Source organism: Sphingomonas hankookensis, from assembly GCF_001619955.1.
GTDB lineage: Bacteria > Pseudomonadota > Alphaproteobacteria > Sphingomonadales > Sphingomonadaceae > Sphingomonas > Sphingomonas hankookensis_A.
In genome coordinates, this window is sequence record NZ_LQQO01000034.1 from 418,768 (window position 1) to 439,123 (window position 20,356).

The following is a 20,356-nucleotide window of genomic DNA, read 5'->3' on the forward strand; positions in this document are numbered from 1 at the left end:
ATGACGGACCCGCGCCATCCACAAGTGCGCCCTTCATCTGCCCGGAGAGTCATGCCGCTATCCCGCCTGTTCCGTCGCGAACCGCCGCCGCGCATTGCCGCCACGCTGTATAACGCGGTCGTGGCACGCGGGCGGCAGCCGCACTGGTATCTGGCCGGCGCGGTGCCCGACACGCTCGACGGCCGGTTCGACATGATCGCCGCCGTGCTGGCGATGGTGATGCTGCGGCTGGAGCGCGAAGGGGCAGGGGCCGTGCCCGCCGCCAGCCTCGCCGAATGTTTCGTCGACGATATGGACGGACAGCTGCGCCAGATCGGGTTCGGCGACATGGTCGTCGGCAAGCATATCGGGCGGATGATGGCGGCGCTGGGCGGGCGGCTGGGCGCCTATCGCGACGGGCTGGCCGACGGCACGTTCGAAGCGGCGCTGGTGCGCAACCTGTATCGCGGCGACGCACCCGCCCCCGACGCCCTCACCCATGTCGCGACCGAATTGCGCGCCTTCCGCGCCGCGCTGGACGGCGTGGCCATCGACGACCTTCTTGCCGGAACCCTGCCATGACTCCCGAATTCCACCGTCCCGTCCGCATCGACCAGATCGGGGAGGGGGAGATGCGCCAGCATATTTCCGCCGACACCGACGAACGCCGACGGCTGATGGGCCGCTTCAACCTGCTCGAGCTCGATTCGCTGGAGGCCGACTACAGCCTGCGCCGCGATGCCGCCGGCATCGTCGCGACCGGGCGACTGACGGCACAGGTCGCGCAACCCTGCGTCGCCAGCGGCGAACCGGTGCCCGAATCGGTCGACGAAGCCTTCACCCTGCGCTTCCTGCCCGAAGGCAGCGTGGAGGGCAGCGATGTCGAGCTGGACGACGATGCGATGGATACGATGTTCTACACCGGCGCATCGATCGACCTCGGCGAAGCGGCAGCGGAAACGCTGGCGTTGGCCCTCGACCCCTATCCCCGCAGCCCCCATGCCGAAGAAGCCTTGCGCGCCGCCGGCGTGCTGAAGGAGGAAGAGGCGGGACCGATGTCCGCGCTGGGCGGCCTCAAGGACCTGCTCAAGAAATAGGTTCACGCGAAGGCGCGGAGAGGAAGAGAGCAAGCTGCGAAGCAGCCCTTACTCTTCGCCATCACCGGGCGCGACGTCTCCCGAACGCGCGCCGCTCGCCAAGTATACAACCCCCCCGCGTCTCCGCGCCTCCGCGCGAACCCCTAAATGCCTTCCTTCGCGCCCTTCGCGCCTTCGCGTGAACCAAAAATCCCCCGCGCCAGTAGCGATGCGATGACATCCGCCACGTCCTCGGGCGACCGATCCTCGTCCCACACGCCGTAGCGCAGGCCCAGAAACACGTTCATCCCCATGATCGCCCAGGCATGCACCTCGGCCTGCGCATCCTCCGGCCCGGTGCGAATCCGCGCCGCGATCCGTTCTGCCGTGGTCGAATAATGCCGGCGAAAGCTCGCCGGATCGACGAACTCCGCCTCGTCGATGATCCGGTAGATTTCCTTGTGCGTCCGCACGAAGCGGATGAATTCCAGCAACCCCGCGCGCTCCGCCGCGATGCGCCCGTCCGCCCCGCGAATCGCCGGGGCGACATGATCGCGCACCTGCGCCGACATGTCGGCGACCAGCGCGCGGAACACCGCGTCCTTCGAATCGAAATAGGTGTAGAAACTGCCCAGCGCCACGCCAGCGCGGCGGGTGATCCCGCTGATCGATCCTTCGTGAAACCCCTTTTCCCCGAACTCGGCGGCGGCGGCGTCGAGGATGGCGCGCTGCGTCCGGCGACCGCGTTCGGTGCGCGGCATCTTGTCCACCGGCACGTTCCCGTCCGGCCCGGCAGCGTCGGTCGCCATGTTTTTCTCCTCTCCCCACGGGCATAAGTTGAAACCCGGTTCAGCTTTCAGTATAGCGAAGCGCAACGGCGTACAACCCGGCCAACGGGTGGCGTTCATGTCAGGGAGAGGTCGATGCGTCGCACATTCGGAATCCGCGCCAGTCTGTTGATGGGAGCGGCGCTCGCCGCATCGCCCGCGCTGGCGCAAACCACCGAAACCCCGCCCGCAGCCCCCGCCGACTCGGCCTCGGTGGTCGAGGATCAGGGCGACGGCGACATCGTCGTCACCGCGCGGCGGCGCGCCGAAAGCGTCATCGACGTGCCGATCGCCATGTCGGTCGTGACCGGCGACCAGCTGGAGCGCACCGGCGCGGTCGATATCACCGCCTTGCAGGACAAGACGCCCAACCTGACGCTGCAGATCGCGCGCGGCTCCAACTCGACGCTGATCGCCTTCAGCCGCGGCGTCGGGCAGCAGGATCCGCTGTGGGGCTTCGAACCCGGCGTCGGCCTGTATCTCGACGATGTCTATGTCGCCCGGCCGCAGGGCGCGGTGCTCGACATTTTCGACGTGGAACGGGTCGAGGTGCTGCGCGGGCCGCAGGGCACGCTCTATGGCCGCAACACCATCGGTGGCGCGATCAAGTACGTCACCAAGCGGCTGGGCAACGACTATGCCGCCACCGCCCGCGCCTCCTACGGCTCGTACAACCAGTTCGACCTGGTCGGGCAGGTGACGGTGCCGATCGGCGATACCTTCGCGATCGGCGGCGCGATCGCCCGCTACAAGCGCGACGGCTATGGCACCAACCTGACCACCGGCGCCGACCAATATGACAAGGACGTGCTCGCCGCGCGTGTCTCGGCGGAATGGACGCCGACCGATGCGATCTTCGTGCGGGTGGCGGGCGACCGCACGCTCGACCGGTCGAACCCGCGCCACGGCACCCGCCTCGTCGGCAACGGCAACGACCCGCGCTACGCCCCGACCGGCAATGTCTATGACACCCGCGCCGGCATCGGCGACCGCAACCGGGTGGTGGCGCAAGGGCTGTCGCTGACCGGCGAGTTCAGCTTAAGCGACCTGCTGACCTTCAAATCGATCAGCGCCTATCGCGAAGGCGCCACCAACACCGTCATCGATTTCGACAACACCGCGCTGCCCACGCTCGACGTGCCGGCGGAATATGACGACAACCAGTTCACGCAGGAACTGCAACTGCTGTTGCAGGGCGACCGGGTGCAGGGCGTCGTCGGTCTCTATTACCTCAACGCCACCGCATCGGGCGCGTTCGACACGGTGGTCGGCGGCCTCAACCTCACCACGCTGACCTCGGGCGAGGTCAAGACCAAAAGCTATGCCGCGTTCGGCGACATCAGCTTCGACGTGACCGACCGGCTGAAGATTTCGGGCGGCCTGCGCTATACGAAGGACGACAAGACCGGCACGGTGTTCCGCCGCAACTATGCCGGCATCCGCAGCCCCCGCTTCGGCAATGCGAACGCGGTGCCCGGCCTGATCCGCACCGATTACACCAACGACCGCAGCTTCGACCAGTTCACCCCGCGCGTCTCGATCAGCTATGAGCCGCGCCGCGACCTGAACCTGTACGCGTCGTGGGGCAGGGGGTTCAAATCGGGCGGGTTCGACATGCGCGGCGACGCGGTGTTCACCCCGACGACCGTCAATGGCTACGACCCCGAAAAGATCACCAGCTACGAAGTCGGCATGAAGGGCGCGTTCCTCGACCGCACCCTGTTCCTCAACATGGCCGGCTATTATTCGCGCTACACCGACCAGCAGGTCACGATCCAGGTGCCCAACATCGCCGGCGGCATCGCCAGCTTCGTCGATAACGCCGGCAAGGCCGACATTTACGGGCTGGAGATCGAGGGGCGGATGGTGCCGTCGCGCAATTTCTCGGCACAGGTGTCGTTCGGCTACACCAATGCCGATTACAAGGAATTCCTGACCTTCATCGGCGGCGGCACCACCCCGGTCGATGTATCGAACCAGCGCGTGTTCCAGAATACGCCCGAATTCACCGCCGCCGCATCCTTCACCGCCTCGACCGACTTTGCCGGCGGATCGCTGTCGGTGACGCCCGAAGTCACGTTGCGCAGCGACTATGCGCTGTTCGAGATCCCGACGCCCGCACTCGACCAGGACGGCTATGCGCTGGTCAACGCCGCCGCCAACTGGATTTCGGGCGACGGCCGCTACCGGCTCGGCATGGCGCTGCGCAACCTGACCGACCAGCGCTACCGGGTGGGCGGCTACAACTTCCCCGGTGCGGTTTTCGGCAATTCGATCATCGGCTATTACGGCCCGCCCCGCACCGCGACCGCAACGTTCGAAGTGAAGTTCTAACCAAGGCTCCTCCCCACATCGTGGGGAGGGGGACCAGCCGCAGGCTGGTGGAGGGGCAGGGCCGCGATCGCTGACGTAGCGTGTGGGGCAATGCCCCTCCACCATGCTACGCATGGTCCCCCTCCCCGCGGAGCGGGGAGGATTTAGAGGGACGACATGAAAAACCCCCGCATCACCCTCGCCATGTTGCTGCTGGTCTACAGCTTCAACTTCCTCGACCGGCAGATCCTCTCGATCCTGGCGCAGCCGGTGCAGCGCGACCTCGGCCTCGACGACGGGCAGATGGGGATGCTGGGCGGCCTCGCCTTCGCCGCGCTCTATTCGACGCTGGCGATCCCGCTCGCGCTGATCGCCGACCGCACCAGCCGCACCTGGGTCATCACCATCAGCCTCGCGGTGTGGAGCGGCTTCACCGCGCTATGCGGCGCGGCGCAGAATTTCACGCAGATGTTCCTGTTCCGCCTGGGCGTCGGCGTGGGGGAGGCGGGCGGCGTCGCCCCGTCCTATGCACTGATCGCCGACACCTTCCCGCCCGAACGCCGCGCCCGTGCACTCGCCATCTACTCGCTCGGTATCCCGCTCGGCGCAGCGGGCGGTGTGCTGCTCGGCGGCTATATTGCGCAGGCGGTCGAATGGCGCACCGCCTTCTACACGGTCGGCATCGCCGGCCTCGTCATCGCGCCCTTCTTCCGCTGGATCGTGCAGGACCCGCCCCGCGTCGCCGCCAGCGCCGACCGCATCCCCGTCGGCCGCGTCTTCGGCATCCTCGCGGCCAAACCCGGCTTCTGGCTGCTGGCGTTCGGCGCAGCGGCGGGATCGACCTGCGGCTATGGCGTCGGCTTCTGGCTGCCCAGCCTGATGATGCGCAGCTTCGGCCTCGACCTCGTCCAGTCGGCCCAGTTCATCGGCGCGCTGCTGCTGAGCGGCGGGGTGGCGGGCATCCTGCTCGGCGGGGCGCTCGGCGACCGGCTGGGCGCGCGGAACCGGCGCTGGTACGCGCTGCTGCCGGCGCTGTGCTACATACTGGGCACGCCGTTCTTCATCGCCGGGGTATTGTCGAGCAGCTGGATCGCTGCCTTCGCGCTGTTCGTGATCCCGCAGGCGCTGGTCTATGTCTGGCTCGGCCCGGTCCTGACCGCCGTCCAGCATCTGGTGCCCGCCCACATGCGTGCCACCGCTTCGGCCTGTTTCCTGCTCATCAACAACCTGATCGGGTTGGGCTTGGGCAGCTGGTTCGTCGGCCAATTGTCGAAGGCGCTGACCCCGACCTATGGCAACGAATCGCTCCGCTACGCCATCGCGGCGGCGCTGTGCCTGTATCTGGTCGCCGGCGCGCTGATGGCACTCGCCAGCCGCCGGCTGGGGCGCGATTGGGTGGCGTAGCAGCACCGACGCCCCCACCCGTATCCCCGCGAAGGCGGGGATCCAGACTATGCCATTACGGGAAAACCCAATTTGGAGAACGTATCCCCGCGAAGGCGGGGATCCAGAGCCAGGCAATGCAACGTCACGTTCGAAACCCTGGACCCCCGCCTGCGCGGGGGTACGGGATCAAGCGAACTACCGCTCCCGCGTCGCCGCGAACGCCACCTTCGAATAGCGGTCGGCAATATACCCGACCTCCCACGCGCTTTTCGCCAGGAACACCGGATTCCCGTCCCGATCCTTCGCCATCGCCGAGCGATGCAGATCGGTGAACGCCTTCAAATCCGCAGGATCGGCCGCCGACACCCAGCGTGCGGTTTCGAACGGCGCCATTTCCAGCCCCGCCGCGACTTTATATTCGACCTCCAGCCGGCTGAGCAGCACTTCCAGCTGCAACTGTCCGACCACCCCGATCACCCAGTTCGACCCGATATCGGGATAGAAGACCTGCGTGACGCCTTCCTCGGCCATGTCGTCCAGCGCCTTGCGCAACTGCTTGGTCTTGGTCGGGTCCTTCAGCACCACGCGCCGCAGGATTTCCGGCGCGAAGTTCGGCAGCCCGGTAAAGCGCACATCGGCCCGCTCCGACAGCGTATCGCCGACCCGGAGCGTCCCATGGTTCGGAATACCGATGATATCGCCCGGATAGGCCTCATCCGCCAGCTCGCGTTCGCGCGCGAAGAACAGGATGGGGGAGTGGATCGCGATCGGCTTGCCATGGCCGGTCGGGGTCAGTTTCATGCCGCGCTTGAACGTTCCCGAACACAGCCGCATGAACGCGATGCGGTCGCGGTGGTTCGGGTCCATGTTCGCCTGCACCTTGAACACGAAGCCGGTCACGCGGTCGTCGGTCGGATCGACCGGGGCGGGTTCGGCGGGCTGCGGGCGGGGCGGGGGGGCGTGGCGCGCGATCGCGTCGATCAGCGAATCGACCCCGAATTCCTTCAGCGCCGACCCGAAATAGACCGGGGTCAGGTCGCCCGCGCGATACGCCGCACCGTCGAACGCGGCATAGCCCCCGGTGGCAAGCTCCGCCTCCTCGCGCAGCCGCTCGGCGCCTTCGGCCGACAGCACCTCGTCGATGCGCGCATCGTCCAGCCCGGTGAACTGCTCGACCTTGCCCTGAAAATCCTTGGTCCCGGCCTCGGGCTGCAACAGCCGGTTGTCGACCAGGTCGTAAATCCCCTCGAACTGCCCGCCCATGCCCGCCGGCCATGTCATCGGGCAGACGTCGAGCGCCAGCATGTCGGCGACTTCGTCCAGCAGCGCGAACGGGTCGCGACCCTCGCGATCGACCTTGTTGACGAAGGTGATGATCGGCACGCTGCGCAACCGGCACACTTCGAACAGCTTGCGCGTCTGCGGCTCGATCCCCTTGGCCGCGTCGATCACCATCACCGCCGAATCGACCGCGGTCAGCGTGCGATAGGTGTCCTCGGAAAAATCCTCGTGGCCCGGCGTGTCGAGCAGGTTGAAGGTCAACCCGTTCCGCTCGAACGTCATCACCGACGAGGTGACCGAAATTCCGCGCTGCTGCTCGATCTTCATCCAGTCCGACCGCGCGCGCCGCGCGGCGCCACGTGCCTTGACCTCGCCCGCCAGATGGATCGCACCGCCGAACAGCAGCAGCTTTTCGGTCAGCGTGGTCTTGCCGGCGTCGGGGTGGGAGATGATCGCAAAGGTGCGGCGATCGGAAATATGGTCCATCGCCGGCCTTTAGGGCCGGGCGGGGAGGGCGGCAAGATTCGGGTGCGTACGGCGGGGGAAGAAGAAGGTGGGTTCACGCGGAGGCGCGGAGGCGCGGAGAGAAGAAGGATTGCGCGCAGAGGCGCAGAGGACGCAGAGGAGTTGCGTGGGCGGCGAGGCTCCGCCGCGCCAGCGGCTCTTTCGCTCGTTGCCGCGAATGCAGCGGTCTCCCGAACGCACCCGCTCGCAGCGAACGCACCCCCTCAGCGTCCTCTGCGCCTCCGCGCGCAATCAACCTTACTCCTCCGCGTCTCCGCGCCTTCGCGTGAAAATCAACCTTCCAACGTCACCGACATAGCCGCCCGATGCGACTGCCCCGGCGCGACGCGGCGAATCCCCGGCTTGTCGAAGATGTCACCGGCAAATCCTTCCGGATCGGCAATCCCGTCCCACGGCTCGATACAAACGAAGCTCGCACCCGGCTTCGTCCAGATCCCCAGCTTCGGCATCCCCGGAAAATCGACCCGCAACTGCGGCCCGTCCGGCGCCCCGTACCGCACCCAACTACTTGCAACCGGGTCATAAACCAGCGCATCGTCCGCAAACAGATCGTCGGTCAGCGTCAGCACCCGATCGACCGCCGGATCGGGCCGACGCTCCGGCGCGATCGTGCCGTTGGCCGCAATCGCGGCGACCGTGCCAACTTCCGCGTCCGAAAACACCATCCGGTGCGCCGCCCGATCGCGTCCATAGGGCAGCGGCCACGCAAAGGCCGGATGAAACCCGATGCTCGCCGGCAGGTCGCGGTCGCCGGTATTGGTCACCGTCACCTCGCTATGGAGGGTTGCCCCCTCCAGCCGATGTTCCACGTGGAGCATGAACGCGAACGGATAGAGCTTCCGCGTCTCCGCATCGTCGACCAGCTCGAACCGCACGAAAGTATCGGAATGCGCAACCTTCGCGAACATCCGCCGCCGCGCAAAGCCGTGCTTGGCGAGGTGGTAGACCGCGCCACCCACATGATAGCGATCGTCCTGCACCGCGCCGATGATCGGGAACAGGATCGGCGCATGGCCGGTCCAGAACGCCGGATCGGCATTCGTCATCAGCTCGCGACCCTGCGCGTCCCGGATCGACTGCAATTCCGCGCCCAATGCCTCGACCGCGACCGTCAGCGTGCCGTTGCCCAGCGTCACCGTCATGCGCGCAAACTCCCGCCGATCTTCTTCGCCGCCGCCACGATCTTGTCCGAAATCGCCTTCAGTTCGACATCGGTGAAGCTCTTGGCGCCCGGCTGCAACGTGACCTCAATGGCGAGGCTCTTGTGGCCCGGCTCGACGCCCTGTCCGGCAAAGACGTCGAACAGCCGCGCATCGACGATCGCCGCCTTGTCCGCGCCGCGCACCGCGCGCACCAGCTGGTCGCCGGTCACGTCCTCGGCGACCAGGAATGCGAAATCGCGCGTCACCGCCTGCAACGCCGGCGGCGCATAGGCCGCGCGCATGAAGCCGCTGCCCCGCTTGGCCGGCAGCGCGTCGAGATAGATCTCCGCCGCCACCACGCCGCTGCCCAGGTCGAATGCCTTGGCGGTGGTCGGGTGCAGCACGCCGAAGCTCGCCAGCACCGTCTTCGGCCCCAGCCTGAGCGTCGCCGACTGGCCCGGATGGAACACGTCGCCGGCACCGTCCATCACCTGAAGATTGCCGACCGGCGCGCCCGCCGCCTCCAGCAGCGCCAGCACCTCCGCCTTGGCATCGAACGCGTCGAAGCCCTGCGCCTTGCCGGTCCGCCAGTTGCGCACCGCGCGCTCGCCCGACAGCACGATGCCCAATGTCGCGCGCTCACCCTCGGCCAGATAGCGCCGGCCGATCTCGAACAGCCGCACGCTCGACTGGCCCCGCTTCGCATTGCGCGCAGCCGCACTCAGCAGACCGGGCAGCAGCGACGGGCGCATCACGCGCATGTCGCTGGCGATCGGGTTCACCACCTCCCACGCGCCGCCGCCGAACGGGGCGGCTTCGTCGTCGGCGATGAAGCTCCACGTGATCGCTTCGGCCAGACCGCGCGCCGCCGCCGCGCGGCGCATCCGCCGCTCCAGCTTCTGTTCGGGCGTCGCCGTCGGCGTCGCCACTCCGGCAGGACGGTCGAGCGGGGTGGACGGCACCTTGTCCAGCCCCTCGATGCGGATCACTTCCTCGACCAGATCGGCCACGCCCTCGACATCGCGCCGCCACGACGGGACCGTCACCTGCCAGCCATCGCCAACCACGAAGCCCAGCCGTTCGAGAATGTCGCGCTGCCGGTCCTCGGCCACGTCCAGCCCGCCCAGCGTCGCGACGCGGCCAGGCTGATGCGTGATGACCCGCGGCTCGGTCGGCGGGCTGCCGGCCGTGGTCACGCGGCTCGCGGTCCCGCCGCACAGCCGCAGGACATAATCGGTCGCAATGGCCAGGCCCTGATCCAGAAACGCCGGATCGACCCCACGTTCGAACCGGGTGCGCGCATCGCTGGTCAGCGCCAGCTTCTGCCCCGTCCGCGCGATCGCCTCGGGCGTGAAATAGGCGCATTCGATCAGCACGTCGGTCGTCGTCTCCGACACGCCCGAATGCTCGCCGCCCATGATCCCGCCAATGTCGTGCACCGCCGCGTCGTCGGCGATCACCGTCTCGCCGCCGTCCAGCGTATAGGACTTGCCGTTCAGCGCGACGACGCTTTCGCTCGGGCGAGCCTGCCGCGCGACCAGCCCACCGTCGAGCTTCGCCATGTCATAGACGTGCAGCGGCCGCCCCAGATCGAACATCACGTAATTGGTGATGTCGACCAGTGTCGAAATCGGCTTCTGCCCGATCGCGTTCAGCCGCCGGCGCATCCACTCCGGCGACTCGCCATTGGTCAGCCCGCGCACCGCCTGCGCATAGAAGGCCGGGCAGCCCGCCGCGTCCTCGACCCGCACGTCGGGGCCATCGCCTTCGCCCGCGACCACCGGCACCGCCAGCGGTTTCAGCGTCCCATAACCCGCCGCCGCCAGGTCGCGCGCAATCCCGCGCACGCCCATACAGTCCTGCCGGTTCGGCGTGACGCTGATGTCGATCACCGGATCGTCCAGCCCGGCGTAGGCGGGGAAGGGGGTGCCGGCCGGTGCATCGGCGGGCAGTTCGATGATCCCGTCATGATCCTCGCCCAGCTCCAGTTCGCGGGTCGAACACATCATGCCGTTGGATTCGACGCCGCGGATCGCCGCGACCTTCAGCACCATGCCATTGGCCGGCACCGTCGCGCCGGGCATCCCGAACACGCCGACCAGCCCCGCACGGGCATTGGGCGCGCCGCACACCACCTGCAACGGGCCGTCGCCGGCGTCGACCGACAGTACCTGCAGCTTGTCCGCCTGCGGATGCGGTTCGGCGGTCAGCACGCGGGCGACGCGGAACGCGGCCAGCTTCTCGCCCGGATTCTCGACGCCCTCGACCTCCAGCCCGATCGCGTTCAGCGCGCCCAGGATCGTGTCGAGCGACGCATCGGTGTCGAGATGCTCGTGCAGCCAGCTCAGGGTGAACTTCATGCGCCTACTCCCCCCGACAGCGTGGGAACGTCCAGCGCCGCAAAGCCATAATGTTTCAACCAGCGCAGATCGCCGTCGAAGAACGGGCGCAGATCGTCCATGCCGTATTTCAGCATCGCCAGCCGGTCGACGCCGGTGCCGAACGCAAATCCCTGCCACTCATCGGGGTCGAGCCCGCACGCGGCGATGACCTTGGGATGGACCATGCCGCTGCCCAGCACCTCCATCCAGCCGCCATTGCCCTTGGTCGGATCACCGCCGACGACGCGCCGACCCTTTTCCAGCGTATAGCCGATATCGACCTCTGCCGACGGTTCGGTGAACGGAAAATAGCTCGGGCGCAGCCGCAGCACGATATCGTCGCGCTCGAAATAGGCCTTCAGGAACGTCTCCAGCGTCCATTTGAGATGCCCCATATGGATGCCGCGATCGATGACCAAGCCCTCGATCTGGTGGAACATTGGCGTGTGGGTCGCGTCGCTGTCGCTGCGATAGACCCGGCCCGGTGCGATGATGCGGATCGGAGGTTGCTGGGTCATCATCGTGCGGATCTGGACCGGCGATGTATGGGTCCGGAGCACGAACCGTTCCACGGTTCGGTCCTGCTCCGGACCGGCCGGCGGTGCATCTGCACCGTCCGACGGCGACGGGCTTTGCCCGGCGCGGGCCGATGGGATCGCGCCGGTGGCGGAGCCACCGTCGTCGGACGGTGCAGATGCACCGCCGGCCGCGCTTTCGCTGGTCTCGCCCTGCGGGCTTCGGCGCTGCGCGTAGAACGTATCGTGCATCGCGCGCGCCGGGTGTGTCTCCGGAATATTGAGCGCGGTGAAGTTATGCCAGTCGTCCTCGATCTCCGGCCCCGTCGCGACGGCAAAGCCCAGATCGGCGAAGATCTCCGCCAGTTCGTCCATCACTTGGGCAACCGGATGCACCCCACCCGGCGCGATCCGGTCGACCGGCAGCGTCAGGTCGACCCGCTCGCTCGCCAGCTTGGCCGCCAGCGCCTTTGCTTCGAGGTCCGCCTTGCGCGCACCGATCGCCCCGGTCACCGCCTCGCGCAGCGCGTGGATGCCGGGCGCGACCGTCTGGCGTTCTTCGGGCGACAGGCCGCCCAGCGTCTTGAGCAGGCCGGTGATCGCCCCCTGCTTGCCCAGTGCATGAACACGCACCGCCTCCAGCGCGTCGACGCCGGCAGAGGCATCGATGGCGGCGAGCAGGTCGGCACGCAATTGGTCGAGATCGGGGGTCACGGTCGCTCCGGTGGTCGGGATAGGCGACCGGCTTTATTGCGGAACGGGAAAGAAGCCTAGCCCCGAGGACAGGTCGGACCAGTGGGGGTTGTCCCGCTCGACCAGATTCTGCTTCCAGTCGCGGTTCCACTTCTTGATCCGCTTCTCACGCTGGATCGCGGCGTCCATGGTCTCATGCCGTTCGAACCAGACGAGGCGGTGGCAGTCATGGTCGGCGGTGAAGCCGGGGAAGCTGCCGCTGCGATGCTGGTGCAGGCGCTGGATCAGGTTGCTGGTGACGCCGGTGTAGATGGTGCCGTTGCGACGGCTGGCGACGATGTACACGCAAGGTTCGAAGATGCGCATTCGCCCGCCCCTATTCGTCGTTCCCGCGCAGGCGGGAACCCATACACGCTGACGATGCTAATAGAGCCGAGACGCCAGCGTCTATGGATTCCCGCCTGCGCGGGAATGACGAAGCCCCAAAAGAAAAACGCCGGCAGGTCACCCCACCGGCGTCTTTCATCCCGCAAACAGGAACCGTGCGCTTACGCGGCGGCCTGTTCCGGCAGGGCGGCCTTCGCCTGCGCGACGATCGCCTTGAAGGCGGCCTCTTCGTGCATCGCGATATCGGCCAGGACCTTCCGGTCGAGTTCGATGCCGGCCAGCTTGCAGCCGTGCATGAACTGCGAATAGGTGATGCCCTCCGCGCGGACACCGGCGTTGATGCGCTGGATCCACAGACCACGGAAGGTCCGCTTCTTCACCTTGCGGTCGCGATAAGCGTACTGACCGGCCTTTTCGACGGCCTGGCGAGCGATGCGGATCGTGTTCTTGCGACGGCCATAATAGCCCTTCGCCTGATCCAAAATGCGCTTGTGCTTCGCCTTGGTGGTCGTGCCGCGCTTGATACGTGCCATGCTTCAGTACTCCTTAACGAAGGCCGTAAGGCGCCCACGCCTTGATGCGAGCCACATCGGCGTCGGCCAGGACCGAGGTCCCGCGGTTCTGACGGATATACTTCGCATTGTGCGAGATCAGGCGGTGACGCTTGCCGGCGACGCCGTGCTTCACCTTGCCGGTGGCGGTGAACTTGAAGCGCTTCTTCACGCCGCTCTTGGTCTTGAGCTTGGGCATTTTGGTCTCCTCAAAAATCACGACGTGCGGATTGCCGCGGCAGCCCCAGATGGCCGGGCGAATCCCTAAAAGGTCGTGGAAAGAGCGCGCCCCTAACCCGCCTGTCACCAAAACGCAACCGCCGGAACTCGTTTCGCCCCCGAACGCTGTTGCCGCGATGGCCGAGCTTTCCCCGACTGAAGGCGCTCCCGACGCCCCCCGCCGCCGCGACTGGCGGCGGATCGCGATTCGGACGCTGATCGGCATCGTCGCGGCGATTGTCCTGGCCTGGCTGATCCTGTTCGTCACCAAGGGCCGGTTCCTGAAGGGCACGTTCGAACGAATCGCCTCGTCGCAGAGCGGCCGCACGGTGCGCGTCGCGGGCGACTTCCAGTTCTACTTCAACCCCATCGACCTCAAATTCCTCGCCGAGGGACTGTCGGTATCGAACCCCGCCTGGGCCGGGGGCGGCAATCTGTTCGAGGCGAAGAAGCTCGACAGCTCGACCGCCACGCTGACCTTCCTGTTCGGACGCCGCCGCGTCAACTGGCTCGAACTCGACGGCGCGCGGGCCGACCTGCACTGGGACGCGGCACGCAAGCGTAACACCTGGACGTTCGGCGATCCGAACAAGTCCGGCAAGAAGCTCGACCTGCCGGTCGTGCGCAGCGGGATCTTCCGCGATACGCAGATTCGTTACCGCGACCCGCAATTTCTGCTCGACGGGACGTTCGACCTCGACACGACGATCAGCGAAGGCACCCAGTTCGCCAGCGCGATCCGGGCGACCGGGCGCGGCACGGTGCGCGGCCGTCCGTTCCGCCTGACCGGGCAACTCCAATCGCCCAATGCGACGATCCGCGGGGGGCAGAATCAGCTGACCGCCCGGATCGAGGTCGCCCGTTCGGTCGCGATCGTCGCCGGCACGCTGCCCGGCCCGACCCAGCTCGACGGATCGAACCTCGCCGTCCGCCTGCGGGGGGCAAATTTGGCCGACGTCTTCGCGGTGCTCGGCATCGTCACCCCCGACACCCGCACCTATCGCCTGACCGGACGCATGACCAAGGACGGGCCGGACTGGAAATTCACCCGGTTGAAGGGCGTGTTCGGCGACAGCGACCTCGCCGGCAGCCTGACCGTTACCCAGCGCGAACCGCGCCTGCTGCTCACCGCCGACCTGACCTCGCGCAGGCTGGATATCGTCGATATGTCGGCATTCGTCGGCTACGACCTTGAGCGTATCGAAGCGCAGGGCGCCGCCGGTGCGATCGTCCGCGAAGGCGGCGCCCCCCGCCTGCTCCCCGATGCCCGGCTGAACGTCGAGGCGCTCAGGAATTTCGATGCAAAGGTCCGCTACAAGGTCGGCAATGTCCGCGCGCGCAGCCTGCCGGTGTCGAATGTCGACCTGACCCTCGACCTGAACGACCGGCTGCTCAAACTCTCGCCGCTGACCTTCGCCATGGCGCGCGGCAATGTCGCGTCGGACATCGTGATCGACGCCCGCCGCCGTCCGGCGGTCACCGATTACGACATCCGCCTGTCGCCGACGCCGATGGGACGGCTGCTCGCCGGCTGGGGCGTCGAAGAAGCCGGCACCACCGGCACGGTCAAGGCGCGCGTCCAGCTGACCGGCACCGGCGACACCGTCCACGACTCGCTTGCCGCCTCCAACGGCCGCATCGCGATCATCCTGCCCGCCGGCAGCTTCTGGACCCGCAATGTCCAGCTGTCCGAACTCGACCTCGGCACCTTCGCGCAGAAGATGTTCGAGGGGAAATTGAAGGAACCGGTGCGGATCAACTGCGGCCTGATCGGCTTCACCGTGCGACAGGGGGTGGCGGCGGCAGACCCGATCCTGATCGATACGCAGAAGAATGTGATGCTCGGGCGTGGCGGCTTCAGCTTCCGCAACGAATCGATCGATCTTGCGGTACGGGCCGATTCGAAGAAATTCTCGCTCTTTGCCGGCCAGTCGCCGGTCGGCATCGGCGGCTATTTCGCGGCACCGCGCTATTCGGTCCTCAGCCCCGAACTGCTGGGCCGCGCCGGCGCCGGACTCGGCCTTGCCACCGTGGTCACCCCGCTCGCCGGTGTGCTGGCCTTTGTCGATCCGGGCGATGCGAAGGGGGCGGCGTGCGGCCCGGTCCTCGCCGGTGCCACCGCCCGGGCGCAGCGCACGACCAAGGGCGAGGCGCGGGACGATGTCGGTCGCGGGACGACGGCCAAGGCGGAAGACGGCCGCTCGAACAAGGGCGAGCGCAAGGAGCAGCGGAAGAAGTTTCTCGGGATTTTTTGAATCACGCGGAGGCGCGGAGAGGTCGCGCCTGTGGCGACCGATTGCGTGCGGGAGACCATCGTCTCCGCTGCAACGATGACTGAACGCCGCTGTCGCGGCAGACTTCCCCGCGAGCGCAACTCCTCCGCGTCTCTGCGCGAAATCTACCTTAAGAACCCTCTTCGCGCCTTCGCGTGAAAATCAGAGAATCCCCGGAAACGCCCCGCCATCGATCAACAGGCTCTGCCCGGTGATGAATCCGGCCTTGTCCGAACACAGGAACGCACAGGCCGCGCCGAACTCGGCGGGATCGCCGATCCGCTTCGCCGGGATCGACTCCGCCCGCTTCGCCTTTTCCTCGGCCGGGGTCGTGCCGTTCTTCTTCGCCGCCGCCTCGGTCATCGACGCGATGCGCGCGGTGTCGAACGATCCGGGCAGCAGCCCGTTGATCGTGACGTTCGACCCCGCCACCTGCCGCGCAATCCCCGCGACGAAGCCCGTCAGCCCGGCACGCGCCCCGCTCGACAGGTCGAGTCCCGGCAGCGGCATCTTGACCGATCCGGAGGTGATGTTGACCACCCGCCCGAACCCGCGCTCGACCATCCCCGGCAATACCGCCTGAATCAACAGGGCAGGGGTGACGAAATTCGCTTCGATCCCGGCGCGGATGCCGTCGGCTTCCAGCTCGGTATAGGGTTTGAGCGGCGGCCCGCCATTGTTGTTGACGAGGATGTCGGGGTCCGGACAGGCAGCGAGCAACGCCGCGCGGCCCTCCTCGGTCGACAGGTCGCCGACGACCTCGATTACCGTCACCCCGGTCTCCGCCCGGATCGCCGCCGCCGTCTCGGTCAGCTTCGCCGTATCGCGCCCGTTGACGACGACATCGACCCCGGCCCGCGCCAGTTCCAGCGCGCACGCCCGGCCGAGGCCGGCGCTCGACGCGCACACGATCGCCTTGCGGCCGGCAATTCCTAGATCCATCGTGTCCGTCCCTATTTCTTGAGCCGCCATCCGGTGCGGAAGATCATGGTGATGACGGTCACGCAGATCAGCAGGAAGCCCAGGGTCGCCCCCAGGCTGGCCGCCACCGAAACATCGCCCGTCCCGAAGAATGTCCAGCGGAACCCGCTGATCAGATAGACGATCGGGTTGAACAGGCTGATCGTACGCCACACGCCCGGCAGCATGTCGATCGAATAGAATGCCCCGCCCAGGAACGTCAGCGGCGTCACCACCAGCAACGGGATGACCTGCAACTGTTCGAACCCCTTGGCCCACAGTCCGAGGATGAAGCCGAACAGGCAGAAGGTGATCGCCACCAGCAGCAGATAGCATAGCGCCCAGAACGGATGCGCGACGCTGACGTCGACGAACAGATGCGCGGTTGCAAAGATCACCAGCGCGACGATCGTCGACTTGGTCGCCGCCGCGCCGACATAGCCGACCAGCGTCTCCAGCGTGGAGATGGGCGCCGACAGCAATTCATAGATGGTGCCCGACCATTTCGGCATGAAGATGCCGAAACTGGCATTGAAGATGCTCTCGGTCAGCATCGTCAGCATCATCAGCCCCGGCACGATGAACGCGCCATAGGGGACGCCCGACACCTCGTTCATCCGGCTGCCGATCGCGGTGCCGAACACCACGAAATAGAGCGAGGTGGTGATGACCGGCGTCATCAGCGAGGTCCAGATCGTCCGCCCGAACCGCGCCAGTTCAAAGCGATAGATCGCCAGCACGCCATGCCAGTTGAACGTCATGCCCGGCCCTCCTGTTCATGGACCAGCCCGACGAAGATATCCTCGAGGCTCGATTGCTTGGTCGCGATGTCCTTCCACGCGATGCCGGCCTCGTCGGCGGCACGCAGCAGCGCGCGCACGCCATTATCCTCGGCATTGGCATCGAAGGCGAAGGTCAGCGCATGGCCTTCGTCGGTCAGCTCCAGCGGCCAGTGCGACAGCGCCGCCGGCACCGCCGGCAGCGGATCGGACAGCGTCAGCGTCAGCGTCTTCTTGCCCAGCTTGCGCATCAGCGCCTGCTTCTCGTCGACCAGGATCAGCTTGCCCTTGGCGATCACCCCCACCCGGTCGGCCATTTCCTCGGCCTCCTCGATATAATGGGTGGTCAGGATGATGGTGACGCCGCGCTCGCGAAGGTCGTGGACCAGCCGCCACATGTCGCGGCGCAGTTCGACATCGACCCCGGCGGTCGGTTCGTCGAGGAACAGGATGTCGGGTTCGTGGCTCAGCGCCTTGGCGATCATTACCCGTCGTTTCATGCCGCCCGACAGCTCGGTCATCTTCGCATCGCGCTTGTCCCACAGGGTCAGGTCACGCAGCAGCTTCTCGATGAACGCCGGGTCGCCATGCCGCCCGAACAGTCGCCTGGAAAAGGTGACCGTCGCCATCACGCTTTCGAACGCATCGGTCAGCAATTCCTGCGGCACCAGCCCGATCCGGGTCCGCGTCTCGCGATAGTCGCTGACCGTGTCGAACCCGGCGGCGGTGATCGTCCCCGCGCTCGCCGTCACGATGCCGCAGATGATGCTGATCAGCGTCGTCTTGCCCGCGCCGTTCGGCCCCAGCAGCGCGAAAATCTCGCCCTTCGCAATGTCGAGGTCGGTCGGCTGGAGCGCGACGGTGCCCGACTTGTACGTCTTGGCGACGCCCCGGATCGAAAGAATGGTTTCCATGGCAACGGCTTGTTCCACGCTTCGATGACCGGGGGAAGTCGCCTCAGGTCGCCGGTGTCGATTTCGCCTTGCGGGCATCGGCCACCGCGGTCTGCAGCGCGGGCAGCGTCTGCGCACCGCTCAGCACCTGGTCGCCGACCACCCAGGACGGGGTGCCGGTAAAGCCCAGCGTGCCTGCCGTCTTCAGGTTGCGCTCGATCTCGCCCACGACCTGCGGCGACTGGATCGCGGTGCGGGCGGCGGCAATGTCGAGGCCCGCGGTTGCAGCGGCCTGCTGGATCGACGCCTCGTCCACCCGGCCGCTGGCATAGAGGGCGTCGTGGAACGGCTTGAACTTGTTCTGGAGCGCGGCGGCGAGCGCCCACTCTGCGGCGCTGCGGCTGTCGGGTGACAGAATCGGCAGCTCGCGATAAACGATGCGGACGTTCGGATCGCCCGCGATCAGGCCGGTGATCGCCGGCAGGCTGGCGCGACAGAAGCCGCAGGCATAGTCGAGATAGGCGACCACGCTGACATCGCCGTTCGGATTGCCGGCGATCGCGCCGGGGAAGGGCTCGACGATAGCGTCGCGATTGGCCGCCACCGCCTTGCCCGATTCCTTCGCCTGCAACCGCCGCATGGCTTCGGGCAGGATTTCGGGATTGGCGAGGATATAGTCGCGCACCACCGTCTCGGTCGCGGCACGATCGCCGGAATACTTGCCTGCTACGATCGCTCCGCCCGCGCCCGCCAATGCCGCCGCCGCCAGCATCAACGCATTTCCGATTCTACCCATCATCCTCCCCGGCGGCGCCGCTGGCGCTGTTCTTCCTCGAACGCCGTCTGCGACGTCATTTGAATATCCTGCGCCCGAATCCAGTCCCGCGACCCTTGTGGCAGCAACCCCATCGCCCGCCGCGCGCTGGCCAGCGCCATGCGCGAATCGCCTGCCAGCGACGCATATTCCGCCATCGCCAGCGCGACCCGCGCCGGATCGCCGCGCCGTTCGTACAGGATACTCAGCTGATACCACGCGAACGGGTTCTGGTTGTCGCGCGCGATCGCCTGTTTCAGCACCCGTTCCGCCTCGTCCAGCAGCGCAGGGTCCTCGGCGGCGATCAGCGCGTGGCCGAAGGTCGCGGCGATCAGCGGCGACGACCGCGTCCGCTCGGTCGCCTCGCGCAGCGGCGCCAGCGCGTCCTTCGGCTTGCCCGATTCGAGCAGGATCTGCCCCTCGAGTTCGAGGAAATAGGGATCGTCGGGCGCGGCCTTCACCAGCGCCAGCGTCTCCGCTGCCGCCTGCTCGGGGTAGCCCGACTTGTGATAGGCATAGGCGCGCGCATAATGGGCGTACACGCTCTGGTCGCTGGCCGGATAGCGGCGCAGCGTGTCCTTCGGATCGCTGACATAGCCGCGCAATTTGGCCTGCACCCGCTTGAACCGTGTCTCCAGCGCCTGATCGGTCGGCGCCTTGAACGACGGCGACGCCTGCACGTCCTGCGTCAGGTTGGCGATGCGTTCGCCGGTCAGCGGGTGGGTGCGCTGATAGCCATTGTCCTGCGGGATCGCGAGGCGATATTCCATGTTCTGGAGCTTCTTGAAGAAGTCCAGCATCCCCTGACCCGAGATATTGGCCCCCCGCAGGAACCGGGCACCGGCGGCATCGGCCGAGCTTTCCTGCGTGCGACTGAACGCCAGATAGCTGCCCATCGCGGCCTGTTGTCCGGCGGCGAGGATGCCCGCCCCGGCTTCGCCCGCGCCCGCCGCCATCGCGGCCACGCCCAGCAACAGGCTGAGCACGGTGATGCCGGTCGCCGGGGCCATGCCGCGCCCGGCCAGGGGCACGTGCCCGCCGACGATATGGCCGATCTCGTGCGCGACGACGCCTTGCACCTCGTTCGCATCGTCCGCCGCGTCGATCAGCCCGCTATGGATATAGACCGTCTGTCCGCCCGCGACGAAAGCGTTGATCGACTTGTCCTGTAGCAACACGACGTTGAAGTTGCGCGGGTCGAGGCCCGCGGCGACCGCGATCGGGCGCGACATGTCGTTCAGCAGCGCTTCCGTCTCGGCATCGCGCAGCATCGACTGGGCGGCGGCGGGCTGCGTCAGCAGGAGGATGGCGGCGACAATGCCGCCGAGCGCGCGCTTCATGATGGTCCTTATCGGCGATGCG

At 67.0% G+C, this 20,356-nt stretch carries 18 protein-coding genes; 5 read left to right on the plus strand and 13 right to left on the minus strand.

Features of this window, described 5'->3' with window-relative positions:
• Positions 1-51: 51 nt before the first annotated feature.
• Both AVT10_RS13985 and AVT10_RS13990 read left to right on the plus strand, forming a co-directional pair.
• Positions 52-561: a ubiquinol-cytochrome C chaperone family protein gene (locus AVT10_RS13985; RefSeq protein ID WP_066692646.1), complete on the plus strand. Its 510-nt coding sequence runs from the start codon at positions 52-54 to the stop codon at positions 559-561.
• Complete coding sequence (locus AVT10_RS13990) at positions 558-1,076, plus strand: YceD family protein (RefSeq protein ID WP_066692648.1); 519 nt, start codon at positions 558-560, stop codon at positions 1,074-1,076. The genes AVT10_RS13985 and AVT10_RS13990 overlap by 4 nt, the downstream gene beginning before the upstream one ends.
• Positions 1,077-1,219: 143 nt before the next feature.
• Here the strand turns inward: AVT10_RS13990 and AVT10_RS13995 are convergent, their stop codons facing one another.
• Complete coding sequence (locus tag AVT10_RS13995; RefSeq protein ID WP_066692656.1) at positions 1,220-1,864, minus strand: TetR/AcrR family transcriptional regulator; 645 nt, start codon at positions 1,862-1,864, stop codon at positions 1,220-1,222.
• A gap of 114 nt (positions 1,865-1,978) precedes the next feature.
• Between AVT10_RS13995 and AVT10_RS14000 the strand changes: the two genes are divergently transcribed.
• Together AVT10_RS14000 and AVT10_RS14005 are read left to right on the plus strand one after the other, a co-directional pair.
• Positions 1,979-4,216, plus strand: coding sequence for a TonB-dependent receptor (locus AVT10_RS14000; RefSeq protein ID WP_066692659.1), 2,238 nt, complete (start codon positions 1,979-1,981; stop codon positions 4,214-4,216).
• A gap of 156 nt (positions 4,217-4,372) precedes the next feature.
• Complete coding sequence (locus AVT10_RS14005) at positions 4,373-5,599, plus strand: spinster family MFS transporter (protein ID WP_066692661.1); 1,227 nt, start codon at positions 4,373-4,375, stop codon at positions 5,597-5,599.
• Positions 5,600-5,776: 177 nt separating this feature from the next.
• Here the strand turns inward: AVT10_RS14005 and AVT10_RS14010 are convergent, their stop codons facing one another.
• The 7 genes from AVT10_RS14010 to rpmI all read right to left on the minus strand — a co-directional run bounded on the left by AVT10_RS14010 (position 5,777) and on the right by rpmI (position 13,255).
• Positions 5,777-7,348, minus strand: coding sequence for a peptide chain release factor 3 (locus AVT10_RS14010; protein WP_066692663.1), 1,572 nt, complete (start codon positions 7,346-7,348; stop codon positions 5,777-5,779).
• Positions 7,349-7,659: 311 nt separating this feature from the next.
• Complete coding sequence (locus AVT10_RS14015) at positions 7,660-8,529, minus strand: aldose 1-epimerase family protein (RefSeq protein ID WP_066692666.1); 870 nt, start codon at positions 8,527-8,529, stop codon at positions 7,660-7,662.
• Positions 8,526-10,889 carry a phenylalanine--tRNA ligase subunit beta gene (pheT, locus tag AVT10_RS14020; RefSeq protein ID WP_066692669.1) on the minus strand — a complete coding sequence of 788 codons (2,364 nt, stop codon included), beginning with the start codon at positions 10,887-10,889 and terminating at the stop codon, positions 8,526-8,528. Before pheT ends, AVT10_RS14015 begins: the two co-directional genes overlap by 4 nt.
• Positions 10,886-12,139: a phenylalanine--tRNA ligase subunit alpha gene (gene pheS / locus AVT10_RS14025; RefSeq protein ID WP_066692670.1), complete on the minus strand. Its 1,254-nt coding sequence runs from the start codon at positions 12,137-12,139 to the stop codon at positions 10,886-10,888. The genes pheT and pheS overlap by 4 nt, the downstream gene beginning before the upstream one ends.
• Before the next feature lie 33 nt (positions 12,140-12,172).
• Positions 12,173-12,484 carry a GIY-YIG nuclease family protein gene (locus tag AVT10_RS14030; protein ID WP_066692673.1) on the minus strand — a complete coding sequence of 104 codons (312 nt, stop codon included), beginning with the start codon at positions 12,482-12,484 and terminating at the stop codon, positions 12,173-12,175.
• 182 nt (positions 12,485-12,666) lie between these two features.
• Entirely contained in the window at positions 12,667-13,038 is a 372-nt protein-coding gene (rplT, locus tag AVT10_RS14035; protein ID WP_055757215.1) for a 50S ribosomal protein L20, read from the minus strand.
• A gap of 13 nt (positions 13,039-13,051) precedes the next feature.
• Positions 13,052-13,255, minus strand: a complete 204-nt coding sequence (rpmI, locus tag AVT10_RS14040) for a 50S ribosomal protein L35 (RefSeq protein ID WP_066692676.1) — start codon at positions 13,253-13,255, stop codon at positions 13,052-13,054.
• A 157-nt stretch (positions 13,256-13,412) separates the two neighbouring features.
• On the opposite strand from rpmI, the gene AVT10_RS14045 reads away from it, so the two are divergent.
• Complete coding sequence (locus tag AVT10_RS14045; RefSeq protein ID WP_066692678.1) at positions 13,413-15,530, plus strand: AsmA family protein; 2,118 nt, start codon at positions 13,413-13,415, stop codon at positions 15,528-15,530.
• Positions 15,531-15,710: 180 nt separating this feature from the next.
• Here the strand turns inward: AVT10_RS14045 and AVT10_RS14050 are convergent, their stop codons facing one another.
• From AVT10_RS14050 to AVT10_RS14070, 5 genes are read right to left on the minus strand one after another with little or no spacing between them, the layout of a single operon-like run.
• Entirely contained in the window at positions 15,711-16,490 is a 780-nt protein-coding gene (locus AVT10_RS14050; RefSeq protein WP_066692681.1) for an SDR family oxidoreductase, read from the minus strand.
• A gap of 11 nt (positions 16,491-16,501) precedes the next feature.
• Positions 16,502-17,269, minus strand: coding sequence for an ABC transporter permease (locus AVT10_RS14055; protein ID WP_066692683.1), 768 nt, complete (start codon positions 17,267-17,269; stop codon positions 16,502-16,504).
• Entirely contained in the window at positions 17,266-18,201 is a 936-nt protein-coding gene (locus AVT10_RS14060; protein ID WP_066692685.1) for an ABC transporter ATP-binding protein, read from the minus strand. The genes AVT10_RS14055 and AVT10_RS14060 overlap by 4 nt, the downstream gene beginning before the upstream one ends.
• Positions 18,202-18,244: 43 nt before the next feature.
• A complete protein-coding gene (locus AVT10_RS14065; RefSeq protein WP_084401739.1) occupies positions 18,245-18,976 on the minus strand; it encodes a DsbA family protein in 732 nt (243 codons plus the stop codon).
• Positions 18,976-20,334, minus strand: coding sequence for a M48 family metalloprotease (locus AVT10_RS14070; protein ID WP_066692689.1), 1,359 nt, complete (start codon positions 20,332-20,334; stop codon positions 18,976-18,978). The genes AVT10_RS14065 and AVT10_RS14070 overlap by 1 nt, the downstream gene beginning before the upstream one ends.
• Between the last annotated feature and the right edge of the window lie 22 nt (positions 20,335-20,356).

Bases quoted from the DNA above. Each gene is read 5' to 3' on its own strand.
- AVT10_RS13990 (WP_066692648.1), top strand. From the start codon at position 558: ATGACTCCCGAATTCCACCGTCCCGTCCGCATCGACCAGATCGGGGAG.
- AVT10_RS14030 (WP_066692673.1), bottom strand. From the start codon at position 12,484: ATGCGCATCTTCGAACCTTGCGTGTACATCGTCGCCAGCCGTCGCAAC.
- AVT10_RS14050 (WP_066692681.1), bottom strand. From the start codon at position 16,490: ATGGATCTAGGAATTGCCGGCCGCAAGGCGATCGTGTGCGCGTCGAGC.
- AVT10_RS13985 (WP_066692646.1), top strand. From the start codon at position 52: ATGCCGCTATCCCGCCTGTTCCGTCGCGAACCGCCGCCGCGCATTGCC.
- AVT10_RS14070 (WP_066692689.1), bottom strand. From the start codon at position 20,334: ATGAAGCGCGCGCTCGGCGGCATTGTCGCCGCCATCCTCCTGCTGACG.
- AVT10_RS14065 (WP_084401739.1), bottom strand. From the start codon at position 18,976: ATGGGTAGAATCGGAAATGCGTTGATGCTGGCGGCGGCGGCATTGGCG.
- pheT (WP_066692669.1), bottom strand. From the start codon at position 10,889: ATGAAGTTCACCCTGAGCTGGCTGCACGAGCATCTCGACACCGATGCG.
- rpmI (WP_066692676.1), bottom strand. From the start codon at position 13,255: ATGCCCAAGCTCAAGACCAAGAGCGGCGTGAAGAAGCGCTTCAAGTTC.
- AVT10_RS14010 (WP_066692663.1), bottom strand. From the start codon at position 7,348: ATGGACCATATTTCCGATCGCCGCACCTTTGCGATCATCTCCCACCCC.
- AVT10_RS14000 (WP_066692659.1), top strand. From the start codon at position 1,979: ATGCGTCGCACATTCGGAATCCGCGCCAGTCTGTTGATGGGAGCGGCG.
- AVT10_RS14015 (WP_066692666.1), bottom strand. From the start codon at position 8,529: ATGACGGTGACGCTGGGCAACGGCACGCTGACGGTCGCGGTCGAGGCA.
- AVT10_RS13995 (WP_066692656.1), bottom strand. From the start codon at position 1,864: ATGGCGACCGACGCTGCCGGGCCGGACGGGAACGTGCCGGTGGACAAG.
- AVT10_RS14045 (WP_066692678.1), top strand. From the start codon at position 13,413: ATGGCCGAGCTTTCCCCGACTGAAGGCGCTCCCGACGCCCCCCGCCGC.
- AVT10_RS14060 (WP_066692685.1), bottom strand. From the start codon at position 18,201: ATGGAAACCATTCTTTCGATCCGGGGCGTCGCCAAGACGTACAAGTCG.
- rplT (WP_055757215.1), bottom strand. From the start codon at position 13,038: ATGGCACGTATCAAGCGCGGCACGACCACCAAGGCGAAGCACAAGCGC.
- AVT10_RS14005 (WP_066692661.1), top strand. From the start codon at position 4,373: ATGAAAAACCCCCGCATCACCCTCGCCATGTTGCTGCTGGTCTACAGC.
- AVT10_RS14055 (WP_066692683.1), bottom strand. From the start codon at position 17,269: ATGACGTTCAACTGGCATGGCGTGCTGGCGATCTATCGCTTTGAACTG.